Origin of the sequence: Candidatus Magnetaquicoccus inordinatus (assembly GCF_004217665.1) — a bacterium.
GTDB lineage: Bacteria > Pseudomonadota > Magnetococcia > Magnetococcales > Magnetaquicoccaceae > Magnetaquicoccus > Magnetaquicoccus inordinatus.
In genome coordinates, this window is the sequence record NZ_RXIU01000081.1 from 1 (window position 1) to 14,158 (window position 14,158).

Below are 14,158 nucleotides of genomic sequence, written 5' to 3' on the forward strand. Positions count from 1 at the left end.
ACAACAACGCTCTCGCCTTGCCCATGCCAGCCGTTTGGAGCAGTCGGCGCGTCTGGCCCTGGCTGTGATCTTGGAACAAAATCAATCAGCCTCATCGCTCAGTGGGCGGGCCGCAACAGAGTTGGAAAATGCCAGTCTCTTGGATGCTTCCGTGCAGCCTCTTGCCGAGACGCTGCGCTCTCTGCAGTATGAATTGGAGGATGCCGGAGAGCGCATCAGAGACTATCTGCATGGCTTGGAGTTGGATCCGGCACAATTGGCCCAGATTGAAGAGCGTCTGGATGCGTTGCGTCGTTTGGCACGCAAACATCGCCGCGAGGTCGAACAACTGCCGGTTTTGCGCCAGGAGTGGCAAGAGGAGTTGCAGCAATTGGACTCCCTGGAGGAGCGGGAGAGCGAGTTGGCACAAGCCTATGCCAAGGCACGCAGCGATTATCTGCAGACAGCAGCTCTGTTGACCGCCTCTCGGCAAGAGGCAGCGCTGCGTTTGGCTCAGACGATTGAACAGGAGTTGGCTGAGCTCTATATGAGCAGTGCCCGTTTTGCGGCAGAGCTGCAGAGCAGTCGTCATGAACCACGGGCCAGTGGGCTGGATGATGTGCAATTATTGATTAGTCCCAATCCCGGAGAGCCTCTGAAACCACTGCATCTCATTGCCTCTGGCGGGGAGCTGTCGCGGATTACCTTGGCGTTAAAAAGCTCTCTGGCACATCTTCTGCCAGTGACTACCTTGTTGTTTGATGAGGTGGATGTGGGCGTGGGAGGTCGGGTTGCTTCCAGTATTGGAGCCAGGATGGCCAGAATCGCGCGGGCCCGTCAGGTGTTGGCCATTACCCATCTGCCCCAGGTGGCTGCCTGGGGGGATCAACACTTGAAGGTGGAAAAACAGAGCGATGGAGAGGTCACTAGGGTGATGGTGCATCCTTTATCGCAAAATGAGCGTCGTGAAGAGTTGGCGCGCATGTTGGCAGGAGAGGTGATTACCCAAGCAGCACGAGAACATGCCGAAGCTTTATTGTCTGCATCCCGCTTGCAGGATGAAGAATAAAGGCTTTTTTTTAGGTGTTAAGCCAGGAAAAGAGCCAGAGCAAAACCGGCCATCCCGACAACAGCCAATCGCGCCAATGCCAATGCTCTTCATGCAGAATGACGAAGGGCAGGCCAGTTTTGATACCACGAAGCAATAAACTCTCTTCTTGTGCGCTGGCCCGGCGCATAAGCCGAAACAGCAGGGCGGAGCCATTTGCCGCAAGCTGCTCGAAACGTTCCGACCAGCTTTGTTGCGGGGCAGACTGGCGCAAAGATCTCTCTTCTCGTATATGATGGGCCTCTTGTAACAAGGTGGGAATAGTGCCCAGGGAGAAGGCGAGCAGGGCACAACCTTGTTGGATGGGGATGCCCAAACGTTCCAGGCCGGAAAAAAGACGATAGATTCCCGTAACCCAATGCAGGGGGGTTGTGGTGCGAACCAAGACCCAGGCAAAGGTGATCAACAGCATGATACGAAACAACTGTTGCACCCCTTCTCGCACTCCCTGCCAGGTCAACCAAGGCAGATAGTCCCACACCTCTTCCCCAGGGGTCAGCAGGCCATGCAGCAGGAGGATGGTCAGAAACAGCCAACGCAGACGCCAGATCTGCCGTCCCAGTGAGTGGATCCAGAGCAGGAAGGTATCTTGAACAATAAACAATAATAATAATATCGAGCCCAGCCACTCCCAGGAGAGTATGGGGTGTCGATAGAGAAGCGGGGCCAAGAGAACCAAGGCAGCCAATTTGGCACGAGGGTCACACTGATGCAGAAAAGAGTTTTGTCTGCTGCGTGTGGGTACGTGCCAAGTGGTCATGCCGGCACGCGAATGGCAGTAGAGTTTTTCAACATGTTATTGAAGAGGGAATCCTCCTCTTCTTTGCTCCAAGCCATGCTCATGGCATCCTCCTGTTTGCGGCAGGAGGGGTAAGCGGCAGCATTGTGACGTGTCTCTCCCAAAGAAGAGCTGCTCTGTTGGGCAGGAGAGGGTGCTGCGCTGAGAGGGATGAGCGGTTGGGGTATCGGGGTGGCGGTGGATTGTGGGCTGGTGGCTGCGGCCCATGATAAATATCTCCTGTTTTTGAGCAGGAAAAATATGGCCAGCAAAGAGAGCAAAGTGGCTATTAGCCCCTTTTGGCTATACCAATCATCGGTTGTGGAAGAGAGGTTATCCCACGTCGGTGTATGCTGTTCCATGAGGGGAGAGGGGCTCCATGCCAGATCAGGAAGGGTGCTGCTGGCAACGGGTAGAGAGTTGAGTCCGTTGAGAGGGGAGGATGGGAGAGTTGTGTGCAAGGATTGCTGTTCCAGGCGTTGCAGTCGTTCACCAGTTTCGGCCAACTGATCGGAGAGAAACTCTATCTCCTGCTCTTCTTGCAGAATCTCCCCCAATGGTTCTGCTTGCAGATCAATCTGTTGTACTGGATTTTGCGGCGTTTCAACCTGCTGAACTGCTAGAGGGGGGAGAGTGGGGTGTCGAGCGGAGCTGTGACTGGCCGTGTTGGCAGTAACACGTTGTGCGGGCAGAGGGGGAAGAGTTGTGCTCAGAGCAGAGGCGTGACTGGTTGTGTTGGCAGCGGCCAGCTTTGGCTGAGAGTGTTTGTTGGGGGCTGTAGTGGTTGGTGTGGGCGCGGAGTGCGCGTATTGGCTGGCAAGAGAGCTGGCTTGGCCAAAGAGTTGTGCAATCTCTTGTTCGCTGACTTGCAGGATCTCGGCGCGTGTGGGCAGGAGCAGGGAGATTCCGACGGGCAAGGCATGGATGGTGTTAAAGGGATGACGGTCGCGATTTTTTTTGCGGATAGCGACCAGGCGTTGGCGCAGCGGCAGATCAGCAGGAAGCCACTGTCGTGCTATCGAGGCCAAACTATCCCCTTTTTTGACAGGTCCATAGCTTGCGGGAGTTGTCGAGGCTTGTGCATTATGTTTAGAAACCGGGATATTATTCTGTGCAAAGGCAGCTCCCGCCGCAGACAGAGAGAGGAGCATGAGTGCCGCGAAGAGGGCCATTTGTGGAGGAAAGGAGGTGCGGGAGAGAGTGATCATGAGGCATCCTGTCATTCATTAAATGGTTAAGGTGCCGGGTGACTCGCAAGAATCGTGCACAATGGGTTTATGGGTTGGGGATGTGCAGGTGTTGTCGATTTAGGGAGCGAGGGTGAGAGCGAGCAGGGTGATGGTTTCACTTAATTCGCAGAGAGCTCCGGCGGTATCACCGGTGGTACCGGACAAACGTTTCAGTAGCGCTTGGCGGAAGAGGACAAAGAGCAGCAGCAGACTGGTGATAGCCAGCAGAGCCAGTGGCCAGGCCAGGAGACAGCAGAGGAGGGTGAGGGAGAGCAGGAGCAGCCAGCCGCTTTTGTGCGGCAGGGAGCGGGCGGCGCTGGCGCCCATACCTTCCGGGCGCACGTAGGGGGTGGTGAGAAGCAGAAGGAGGAGTGCCGAGCGGCCCAGGAAGGGGGAGAGCCAGAAGAGAGGAAGATGGGGGGAGTCCAGCAGGGTAAGCAAGCTGCTCCATTTGAGCAGCAGGAGGAGAACGAGGGTAACCACGGCGCTGCTGCCGCAGTGGGGATCTTTCATCAGTTGCAGGGTGCGCTGTCGATCACCCATGCCGCCGACCCAGGCATCGGCGCTATCGGCCAAGCCATCGAGATGCAGGGCTCCGCTGCACCATACCCAGAGTATCAGGAGTGCTGAGGCCAGGATAAGTTTGGGGATCCAGGGCAGAAGCAGGATGGCTGCGAGGGTCAGCAGAAGGCCGATGAGGGCGCCGACCAGGGGGTAGGCCAGTACCGAGCGACCATACTCGTTTTCGGTGGCAGTTGGTTGGAGTGTGGGCAAGGGAAAGCGGGTGAGCAGCCCCAGGGCGATGAGCAGGGCTCTAAGAATGGGCACGAGAGACGGCAGCTTCGGCAAAGGTGGCCATTTCTCGGTGCAGGGCACAGGCCATGCGCAGGATGGGCAGGGCGACGGCAGCGCCGCTGCCTTCACCGAGACGCATATTCAGGTCCAGGATGGGTTGGACAGACATGGCGAAGGTCAGGGCTTGAAAGCCAGGTTCGGTGGAGCGATGGGCGAAGAAGAGCCATGGCAGCAGATCCGGTTGCAATTTCCAGGCAGCCAGTGCGGCGACGCTGGCGATAAAGCCATCCACCAGCAGAGGGATGCGCTGTTGGGCGGCGGCCAGATAGAAGCCGGTCAGAGCGCAGATCTCCAGTCCCCCGACGGCGCCGAGGATGGAGAGTGGCTCCATCAGGCGATGCTGATGGGTGCGCAGGGCCGCTTCGATGACTTTGACTTTATGGGCAACCCCGCTTGGCGAGAGGCCGGTACCCGGTCCGGTCAATTGTCCGGGCGAGGCGCCCAAGAGGGCGGCCAAGGTTGCAGTGGCGCTGGTACTGTTGCCGATGCCCATTTCACCGCCGATCAACAGACGGCAGCCCTCGGCCTGGGCGCGTTCAACCGCCTGCTTGCCGACCTCGAAGGCTTGATCCTGTTGTTCGGGAGTCATGGCGGTTTGGTAGCGAAAATCGCGTGAGCCGCTGCTGACTCGTTGCGAGATCAACAGGGGCAAGGGAGCGGGATCCTGCAGGGCACCCACATCCACCACCTCCAGGGAGGCCCCGGCATGGCGGGCCAACACGGAAATGGCGGCACCACCGTGGCAAAAGTTGCGAATCATCTCCATGGTGACCGATTGCGGAAAAGCCGAGACTCCGGCAGCGGTGATGCCATGATCGGCAGCAAAGACCACGCAACGGGCTGGATCGATTTCAGGTTTGGCTTGATCCTGCAGGGCAGACAATTGGATGGCCAAGGTTTCCAGCCTCCCCAGGGAGCCTGGTGGTTTGGTTAATTGTGCCTGGTGTTGTTCTGCTTGCAGTTGGCGTTGCGGATTGGGTGCGGGGATGGGATCAAACAGCCATTGGCAGCGGGTCATAGGTTTCCACCTTTGAGGGGGTGTGGGAGTCCGGCAACAATCCAGGTCACGCGCGGGCAGATCTCTGCCAACTCTTGATTCAAACGGCCATTTGCATCCACAAAACGGCGGGTTAACTCTCCCATTGGGGTGATGCCCAATCCGCTTTCATTGCTGACCAAAAGCAGAGGGGCGCTATTGTCCTGCACACACTCCAGCAAGGCTTGTTGTTCTGCGGCAAGTCGTTCTCCATGGTCTGTCAGCAACAGATTGGTCAGCCACAAGGTAAGACAATCTACCAGAACCAAGCGCTGGTGGTCCAGGACCGTGCGCAGGGTGGCGGCCAGGGCGAGGGGTTCTTCGATCACCTGCCAATGGGTTGGTCGATTCAGTTTATGCTGTTGGATACGTTCAGCCATTTCAGAATCTGAGGCATAAGCGGTGGCGATCAGCAGCACAGGCAGAGAGCTCTCTTCGGCCAAGCGGCAGGCATGGCGACTTTTTCCTGAACGGGTTCCACCCAGGAGCAGGTGCGGATAGAGTGGCAGCAGGCTATTGGGCATAACGTCTGATGACATTCAGGAGCTGTTGTTTATGGATAGGTTTGGCCAAAATACCGTCGCAACCGGCGGCAAGAGCGGCTGATTGCAACTCTTTCAAGATGGTGGCGGAGAAGGTCAAGATGGGGGTGCGCCGCAACTGCTGTTCCTGTTCCCAGGTGCGAATAGCTTTAGTCGCTTCGATGCCGTTCATCACCGGCATTTCCGTATCCATGAGGATGAGATCGAAGTTGTTGTTTTTGTATAGTTCGACGGCAGTAAAGCCATTCTCACAGCTTTCCAGGCGATGGGGGGTGCGTTTGAGAAAGGCGTGGATCATTTGCCGGATCTCTGTCATATCATCGACCACCAGGATGCGCAGGGCGCGTTCTTGTTGCAGCAGCGGGATAATGGTATCCAACATCTGTTCGTTGGCACATTTGCAAAGATGTCCGGGTAGGGAGAGATCGTAGAGTTCTGCCAGGGCCAAGGATTGCCAGGCATCGCCCAGGAGTACTATTGGCTGACCGTTATAGGAGGCGTCACGACGCAGCAGTTGCAAACCATTTGCCAGGTTGAGGCGGGGATTGCCAATCAGTAAAAGATGGAAGAGGGCTCTTTGATGGGCTGTTTGCCGCAGCATTTCCAGGGACTCTTCCCAGGTGGCGCACTCTTGTACGGCCAAGCCGGTGCTGGCCAAGGCGCGGCTAAGAACCAGGCGTTCTACGGGGCTGCACTCCAATAAAAGCACGCGCCGTCCACTCAGATCATAACTGGCAGGAGCTTCTGTTTGTGTTTGACTGGCCAGCAGGCGTGCGGGTATATGCGCTGGTCGTTCGAGGGGTAATTGCAGGGTAAAACAGCTTCCTTCGCCTTCCTGAGAGCTGAGGCTGATGCGGCCTCCCATCAGGTGTGCCAGACGTTTGCTGATACCCAAGCCCAGGCCGGTACCGCCATAGCGGCGTGCAATAGTGGGATCGGCCTGTACATAATCATCAAAAATGACACTTTGGCGTTGTTGGGGAATGCCGATCCCGGTATCAATGACCTCAAAGTGCAGCCATGCACCCTCATTTTCTTGTTGTTTGGCAAAGATGCGCAAGCGGATGCTGCCTTGCTGGGTAAACTTGACGGCATTACTGAGCAGATTGAGCAAAATCTGGCGCATGCGTGCGGAGTCACCGACAATAGCGGTCGGGGTTTCTGGATGCCATTCGATATGAAAATACAGGCCTTTTTGCTGGATGCGATGACGGATGATCTGGGTGACACCGTGCAGGAGATCTTTGAGGCTGAACTCGGCACATACCAGTTCCAGTTCTCCGGCTTCCACTTTGGAGATGTCGAGAATATCGTTGATCAAGGTGAGCAGGGATTCGCTGGACTCTTTGAGCCAGCCGACAAACTCTTTTTGTTCCTGATCGAGGGGAGACTCTTCCAACAGATCGATGATACCGATGATGGCACCGATGGGGGTACGGATTTCATGGCTCATGACAGCCAGAAAGCTGCTTTTGGCTTGGTTGGCCAATTCGGCACCTTTTTTGGCGCGCCACATCTCCTCTTCCAGTTGTTTGCGTTGGGTGATGTCGCGCAAACTGGCCAGAAAGGCATTTTGTCCGTGCCATTGGGTGTGGGAAACGCGCATTTCGGCGATACGACGATGCGGACCGAAGGGGACAATATCCAGTTCGGTGGCCTCATTGACAACGATGGGAAAGCCAAAAAGGTCTCCAACCTGTAAAGATTTACCGGCAAAGAGGGTGGCGATGGCAGGATTGGCAAAGCAGACATAGCCGTGCAGATCGAGTATCAGGATGCCGTCGGTATTGTTGGAGACGATATTGCGAAAGCTGTCATAACTTTCCTGCAATTGGGTTTGGATATTATGCCGTTCAATGGCAAAGCTGAGGACGCGGGTGAGCATTTCACCCGGTTCGACACTGCCTTTGAGGATATAGTCTTGAGCTCCCTGGCGCAGCGCTTGGATAGCGGTTTGTCGATCACCATAACCGGTCATGACCACGATAGGCAGTTCATTGGTCATGGCGCGGCAGCGCACGACGGTTTGCAAACCCTGGCTATCGGGCAGATTGAGGTCAAGCAGGATGACGGCATAGCGTTGTTTTTGCAAGCGATCGGGAATTTGATCCAGGCGCAGCACATGATCGATGGAGAAAGGATAATCCCTCTCTTGTGCCAGATACTCTCTGATCAAGAGTGCTTCTGCAGGATCATCCTCCACCAACAACAGGGAGAGTGCAGGGTTGGTGGAGGGGATGGTTGGGGTGAGAGGAGTCATCATTCAGTCATTGAACAGGCGGCCCATTCGTTCCATTTCGCCTGGGGTGATAAATTCCGGGCGACCGGAGAGAATACCGATAATGTTACGGAAGGGAGCATTAATGTGCATACCTTGACCATCGATAGTAAATTCGCGAATCTCTTTTTCGTGCATAGAGCCGCGCATTTTCAACACAGTGATCCCGCGACGCATTTCACCGAGCATCTCCACATAACGGAGAAGGATAATGGTATCGGTGATGGAAGAGAAGTGGGATTCGGTGATAGAGGGGCCTCCCATCAAATTGGCGGTTGTTGCGGTAAACATTCCGGGGATCTCCCGTTGTTTCACGAACGAGGCCAGGGAGATGATAAATTCGCGGAAGCCCCGACTGGTAGCGACCCGTTCCAGGGCGGAGACGCTGTCCACAGCGACCCGTCGCGGTTTGAACGAATCGATATGTGATTTGATCTTAATCAGATGGTCTTCGAGGCCAGCGGTTTCTGGATAGGCGCAGATCACCTGCAACAGACCTTCCTGTTCATATTTATTAAAATCATATCCCCAGCCACGGGCATTGCGGAAGAGTTGTTCCCGGCTCTCTTCGTAGGCAAAGAGGAGGCAGCGTTCACCTTGGGTGATGCTGGCGGCGATAAATTCAGCAGTCATCAAGGTTTTGCCGCAGCCGGTAGCGCCGGAGACCAGAATCAAGGAGTCCTGGAAAAAGCCGCCTCCGGTCATACGATCCAGTTCGGGATTGCCGGAGGAGACGCGGCGATCGGAGGAGCGTTGTTTCAGTTCGATGGCGGAGACCGGGATGACCACGATGCCGCTATCGGGGAGGACGGTGAAGGGATATTCTCCTTTTTGGTGGGTGGTGCCCCGAAATTTAAGAATCTCCACGGTACGCCGTCGTTTTTCATCTTCGAGGACATTGCGCAGGATCACCACATTATCGGCGACAAACTCTTCCACGCCAAAGCGGGCGATTTCACCAAACTCCTGGGTTCTTTCTGCGGTCATGACGGCGGTGATGCCCAAGTTGCGCAGAGCGGCACCCAGGCGCCGCATCTCTTCGCGGACCAAATAGCTGTGGGTAAACTGCGAAAAGACCGCTCCCAGGGAGTCGATAGCGACACGCTTGGCCGAGACTTGATGGATGGCGTGTTCAATCCGGGCGAGAAGGGCGCCAAGATCAAAATCACCGGCTTCAATCTGTTCCAAACCGGGCAAGGGTGAGGCATCGACAAAGGCCCACAGACCATCTTTTTCCCATTGTTCAATATCCCAGGACATTGACAACAGGTTGCGGCGAATATCTGCCGGGGGCTCTTCAAAGGTAACGAAGACCCCGGCTTGTTGTTTGCGACGGATTCCCTCGGCAAGAAACTGGGCAGCGAAAACCGTTTTGGCGCTTCCTGCCGTACCAGCGACCAAGGTGGTGCGGCCCATGGGCAATCCCCCCTCAGCAATCAAATCAAAACCTTCGATGCCAGTACTCAGTTTGATCAGAGGGGAGAGAGAGTGCTTGGGTTCCATGACATGCTCCTTGCAGCGTTTATTTGCTGCGGATTGGTTTAAGATCCAGTCCCAACAATACCTTTTCCGTATTGGAAAGGTCGCCGATGATGCGACGCAAGGGTGGGGGTAGTTCACGAATCAAGGTAGGTGTTGCCAAAATTTTTTCATCTTCGGCCAATCCGGGATGTTCCAACACATCGATGACCAGCAACTCATAGTCGACCAACTCCTGATCGCAGATCCGTTGCAGGTTGGAAATGGCTTGTGCCGATCGGTGGGTATGCCCGGTGATGTAGAGTTTTAACTGATAGGTTTCCTTTTCAGCCATCGGTCGATTCCTTGCTGGTGCTGGGCAAACATGATTGGGTGCGCTCGACAGCTCTTGCGCTTGTGTCTAACTTTTTCACTAACATTGATTGCATCATCTTTTCTCTGGAGAGGGCTCTCTGCTGGGTGGTTTGCCAATCCGCAAAGCATAGGGACGGTATTGGGAGACCAGCAGACCCATCAGTTGCAGGGTGAGCAACCGTCCTTCCTCGCTATAGGCTTGTTCGCGAGCAGGATTATGTTTTCCGCTTAAGCGGTTGAGTGCTTCCAGATAGATTTCCACCACATCGCGTGGACCACACTTCAAAAAGCTTAATTCACGGGCAATATCGGCCAGAACAGCCGAAAGATCATAGTTTACTTTATGGGTGCGCTGTTCGATAGCCTGTTCCAGAGTATCGGCAAAACGATCCGAGAATTTACTGAACAGATCCGGCAAACTTTGTTTAATGGGCGGTACGCCGAGCAAAGCAGAGGAGACATTGCTGCGTTTGACGATGCGATCCAGAAAGATACGTTCTTGTGCACGCCGTTCCGACTCTTGCACATCGAGCAGTTCTTGCCGCAGGGAGAAGCGTTCGACGGCATAACGGACAGCTCGTTGCAGCAGTGGGCCGGTGATTTGTGCTTTAATCAGGTAGTCTTGGGCGCCCAAACGCATCGTTTGCAGGGCCAACGACTCATCTTCCAGGCCGGAAAGCACCACGATGGGCAGAAAGGAAGCGGTTTTTTGCAAACGGATGTAGGTATCCATCCCTTGGCTGTCTGGAAGATTAAGATCGACCACCACGGCGGCAAAACTCTGAGCAGAAATCTGGTTAACAGCCTCTTGCAGGGTGGTTACCTGTGTCAGGTGCAGTTGCGGCAAAGCGGCGCTTGCCGAGGAGTTGTGTTGACTTTCGTGCAACCACTCCTGCAGCAGATGGGCAAAAGCAGGATCATCCTCAATCAGCAAAACCGGATAGTGGATTGCTGACGAAAGCTCGGCACCGGCAAAAGGTTGGCCAAAAGGATCAAGCAATGCGAGCTCCTGGTTTGTCAATTTGCGGCAGTTTGACCACGGTAAACCAAAACTGTTCAATGGAGCGGATGACCTGGAAAAACTTTTCCAGATCAACGGGTTTACTGACATAACAATTTGCATGCAGGGCGTAGGAGCGCAGAATATCCTCTTCGTCGCGGGAGGTGGTCAGGATGACAACCGGGATGGCTCTCAGCGTGGGATCTTGTTTGATTTCCTGCAGTACCTCGCGGCCATTGCGCCGAGGCAGATTGAGATCCAGCAAAATCAGATCGGGACGGGGTGCATTCTGGTAGGGATCTTGTCGGCGCACAAAAGCCAACGCCTGTTCGCCATCATAGACCGCATGCAGACGATTATTGATTTTGCTCTCCAACAAAGCCTCTTTGGTCAGAGCAATATCGCCAGGATTATCTTCAATCAGAAGAATTTCTATGGGTTGCACAGAATCGTCCATCGATTGTCTTCTCTCCTTTGTCCCCTGCTTGTCTGATTATGGGAAAAACTGATCCCCAATGTAAAGAATATTTAGTGTGAGTCGATGTTAATTTTACAGGGAGGAAGAGAACTTCTCTGCTTCTTCGTTTGTTTGTTGTGGGGCAGGCAGAAAAAAGGAGAAGGCACTCCCCTCTCCTGGAACCGATTCAACCATCATCCAACCGTTATGGCGCTCGACAATGCGTTTGCAGATGGAGAGACCAATGCCGGTGCCACTATAGCTGACTCGACTGTTCAAGCGTTGGAAAATTTCAAAAATACGCTCTTGATGGGTAGGATCGATACCGATTCCATCATCCTTGATTGTGATAATCCAGGAGTTTTGATAGGGTTTGGCGGCAATATCAATGTGTGGAATCTGACCGGGGAGGCGAAATTTAATGGCATTGCTTAACAGATTTTGCAACAGTTGCACCAGTTGCTGCTGATCTCCCCATAGCGTAGGCAGAGTGCCACAGGTGATCTGCGCCGAGGATTCCTGGATGGTCAGGTGCAAATTTTCCATGGCTCGTTGCACCAGTTGGTCAGCGACAAGCGGCTGTATATGAATGGGGTGGGTGCCGACACGAGAATAGCCGAGCAGACTGTTGATCAACTCCTGCATGCGTTGACATCCCTCGGCAGTAAAATCGATAAATTGATCAGCTTTTTCGTCCAATTGCCCATGATAACGACGTTTCAGCAGTTGTACGAAACCGCTGATTTGCCGTAACGGTTCTTGCAGGTCGTGGGAGGCGATATAGGCAAACTGTTGCAGATCCTGGTTGGATCGTTGCAATTCACGGGTGCGTTGGGCAACCTGTTCGTCCAGAACTGTGGTCAGATGGCGCTGCATCATCTCTGCTTGTTTGATACGGGTTGTCTCCTGACGCATCACCAGGAGGCGCAGCGGTCCATCGCTTTGAAAAGGTGTGATGGTGCCAATAAACCATCGACCGTGGCGTTGTTCGGGCCAATGAAACTCCATGCTCTGCTGAGAGAGTTCGCTGCGGATGATTTTGGAGATGGTCTCGGCAAACTGCCGGCTGGGGCTGTTTGGGCTCTCTTCTGCGCAGCAGGCTTTAAGATAGTTGCTTCCTTCCTGCAGATGACCGAAGGGGATTTGCGCGAAGGGCAATTGGGGAGGCTGCATCCAGGCTTGATTGACTGCCAGGATTGTGCCTGTTTGGTCGAGCACGCAGAGTGGTTCGGGCAGAGCATTGATGATCGAGCGGGAAAAACGTTCATTTTCCCGTAAAGCGCTCTCCATTTGTTTGCGTTCGGTAATATCAGTAGCCACACCGGCGACCGCATAGGGCATTCCCTGCAGATCGAGGAGAGGAAACTTGGTGACCAAAAAGGTGTGCAGACCGTCAGGTTGTGGAATAAACTCTTCTATTTCCAGGATATTTTGCTGAAGGGCTCTTTGATCGTTTTCATGATACAGGGCAGCCAAGGCGGGAGGAAAGAGCTCATAATCACTACAGCCGATGATCTCCAGACTGTTTTTGCCGAGCAGCAGTTCAAAGGCACGGTTGACCAGCAGATAGCGACCATCACTATCTTTCAGAAAAATGACTGAGGCGGTGCGATCGAGAATGGCCTGCAGTGTGGCTTGACTTTCGGCGACTTGCGTTAAAGCCTTTTGCAAAGTTTCCTGATTTTTTTTGCGTTGTGACACATCACGAAAATTGCCATGCACCAGACGGATGGAGCCGAGGTCGCAGAGTCCGGCACGAATTTCCACGGGGATGCGCTGACCATTTTGGTGGATGACTTCTGCTTCTATGGTATCTATGCCACCAGTGCGCACATGTTCTTGAAACAGGTGGATATAATATTCGGCCTCTTCTGGGGGATGGAGGATGGTCAAGGAGCGTCCGATCAGCTCATGAGCGGAGCGACCGAGCAGCTCTTCTGCTTTGCGATTGGCATCCAGGAGTTGTCCATTGCCGGCATCTGCGATAAAAATGGCATCGTTGGCTGTTTCGATCAGGGTGCGAAATTTTTGTTCTGAGCGGTAGAGATGTTCTGTATATTCTTGTTGCTGTTGCAGGAGTTTTTGGTATTGCTGGCCAATTTTTTTTTGGTACCAATAGGAGATCAGCAAGGCTGCAAGCAACAGAAACAGTGCGGCAAAGAGCGGTCCAGAAGCAATCTCTGGATAGGGCAGAGGAGTGTGCGATAGCTCTCTACTTGTCTCTGGCCAGGGCCAATAGACAGAGAAGATGCCGGCAATGAGACAGGCGCTGGCCACCAGGAGCAAGAGAGTTGCTTGCAGCAAATAATTTGTTTTCAACTTATGGTCACCCAAACAAGTAGTGCAAGCAATAGAACCGGTTGTTTTAATTTGTATTTAATTGTGCATACCCCAATGTCAGCGTATTAATCGTGTATAGTCTCTTTATTCGTGCATGCTAAAGCGTTGCAGTGCCTGATCCAGTTCCATGGCAATGCGCCGCATGGCACTGGCTTGCTGCATGACCTCTTTACTGACCTGTTGAATGCCATCGGCGGTATGGGTAACATCACGGGCATGATCGACCATCTCTTTGGCGGCTTGATTGGCTTGTTGCACATCGGTGCTGACTTTTGCGGCACCATTGGCGACATCGCGAATATTTTCCCGTGAATCATTCATATTGACGCTGGCGCCCAGGACGCTACGGGTGACATCAGCAACTCCCAGGGTAATTTCATTGACGTTGCGGGTCAACTCTTTAATGCCGTCACCGGCCACGTGCACCTCTTGGGTGACATCACCGGTTTCCCGTGCCACATCGCTCATCGAGCGGGAGATTTCATCCAGCGCTTGGGATTGATCGTCCACTGCTTGTAAAATACCGACGTTGCTGTTGCGCAACCGTTCAATCAATGTGGAGGTCTGTTGAGTGGCGACGCTGGCTTCACGGGTGTTGCCCCATATGCGCTAACATGTTTTCCCCGATACAGCCATTTGTCGCTTACGTTTTCGCGGTGATTCTGCCAGTTGGGTCAGGATCACAGACCAATCTTTCATGACATTGTCGAAAGAAAATACTGG

At 54.0% G+C, this 14,158-nt stretch carries 13 protein-coding genes; 1 reads left to right on the forward strand and 12 read right to left on the reverse strand.

Going from position 1 to position 14,158, the window contains the following annotated elements; all coding sequences use genetic code 11:
• On the forward strand, nt 1-1,048 hold a 1,048-nt coding region (locus tag EJP87_RS17750), incomplete at its 5' end, for a DNA repair protein RecN (protein ID WP_227657522.1).
• A gap of 10 nt (nt 1,049-1,058) precedes the next feature.
• Here EJP87_RS17750 and EJP87_RS07735 read toward each other — a convergent pair.
• From EJP87_RS07735 to EJP87_RS07790, 12 genes are all read right to left on the reverse strand, one after another.
• A complete protein-coding gene (locus EJP87_RS07735; RefSeq protein WP_130471290.1) occupies nt 1,059-1,847 on the reverse strand; it encodes an energy-coupling factor transporter transmembrane component T family protein in 789 nt (262 codons plus the stop codon).
• Nucleotides 1,844-3,073 (reverse strand): type IV pilus assembly protein FimV, encoded by a 1,230-nt coding sequence (locus EJP87_RS07740; protein ID WP_130471291.1) that lies wholly within the window; start codon nt 3,071-3,073, stop codon nt 1,844-1,846. The genes EJP87_RS07735 and EJP87_RS07740 overlap by 4 nt, the downstream gene beginning before the upstream one ends.
• A 99-nt stretch (nt 3,074-3,172) precedes the next feature.
• Entirely contained in the window at nt 3,173-3,922 is a 750-nt protein-coding gene (locus EJP87_RS07745) for an adenosylcobinamide-GDP ribazoletransferase (protein ID WP_130471292.1), read from the reverse strand.
• Nucleotides 3,909-4,967, reverse strand: a complete 1,059-nt coding sequence (cobT, locus tag EJP87_RS07750) for a nicotinate-nucleotide--dimethylbenzimidazole phosphoribosyltransferase (protein ID WP_130471293.1) — start codon at nt 4,965-4,967, stop codon at nt 3,909-3,911. Before cobT ends, EJP87_RS07745 begins: the two co-directional genes overlap by 14 nt.
• On the reverse strand, nt 4,964-5,524 hold the full coding sequence (gene cobU / locus EJP87_RS07755; RefSeq protein ID WP_227657523.1) for a bifunctional adenosylcobinamide kinase/adenosylcobinamide-phosphate guanylyltransferase: 561 nt from the start codon (nt 5,522-5,524) through the stop codon (nt 4,964-4,966). The genes cobT and cobU overlap by 4 nt, the downstream gene beginning before the upstream one ends.
• Nucleotides 5,499-7,790, reverse strand: coding sequence for a response regulator (locus EJP87_RS07760; RefSeq protein ID WP_130471294.1), 2,292 nt, complete (start codon nt 7,788-7,790; stop codon nt 5,499-5,501). Before EJP87_RS07760 ends, cobU begins: the two co-directional genes overlap by 26 nt.
• Nucleotides 7,791-9,308: a circadian clock protein KaiC gene (gene kaiC, locus EJP87_RS07765; protein ID WP_130471295.1), complete on the reverse strand. Its 1,518-nt coding sequence runs from the start codon at nt 9,306-9,308 to the stop codon at nt 7,791-7,793.
• A 19-nt stretch (nt 9,309-9,327) separates the two neighbouring features.
• Nucleotides 9,328-9,618 (reverse strand): circadian clock KaiB family protein, encoded by a 291-nt coding sequence (locus EJP87_RS07770; RefSeq protein ID WP_130471296.1) that lies wholly within the window; start codon nt 9,616-9,618, stop codon nt 9,328-9,330.
• A gap of 93 nt (nt 9,619-9,711) precedes the next feature.
• Nucleotides 9,712-10,638, reverse strand: a complete 927-nt coding sequence (locus tag EJP87_RS07775; RefSeq protein WP_193771229.1) for a response regulator — start codon at nt 10,636-10,638, stop codon at nt 9,712-9,714.
• Nucleotides 10,631-11,095, reverse strand: coding sequence for a response regulator (locus tag EJP87_RS07780; RefSeq protein ID WP_130471298.1), 465 nt, complete (start codon nt 11,093-11,095; stop codon nt 10,631-10,633). The genes EJP87_RS07775 and EJP87_RS07780 overlap by 8 nt, the downstream gene beginning before the upstream one ends.
• Before the next feature lie 93 nt (nt 11,096-11,188).
• The gene (locus EJP87_RS07785; RefSeq protein WP_130471299.1) at nt 11,189-13,414 is read right to left on the reverse strand and encodes a PAS domain S-box protein; all 2,226 of its coding nucleotides are present in this window, start codon (nt 13,412-13,414) and stop codon (nt 11,189-11,191) included.
• Between the two features lie 105 nt (nt 13,415-13,519).
• On the reverse strand, nt 13,520-13,990 hold the full coding sequence (locus tag EJP87_RS07790; RefSeq protein ID WP_130471300.1) for a methyl-accepting chemotaxis protein: 471 nt from the start codon (nt 13,988-13,990) through the stop codon (nt 13,520-13,522).
• Between the last annotated feature and the right edge of the window lie 168 nt (nt 13,991-14,158).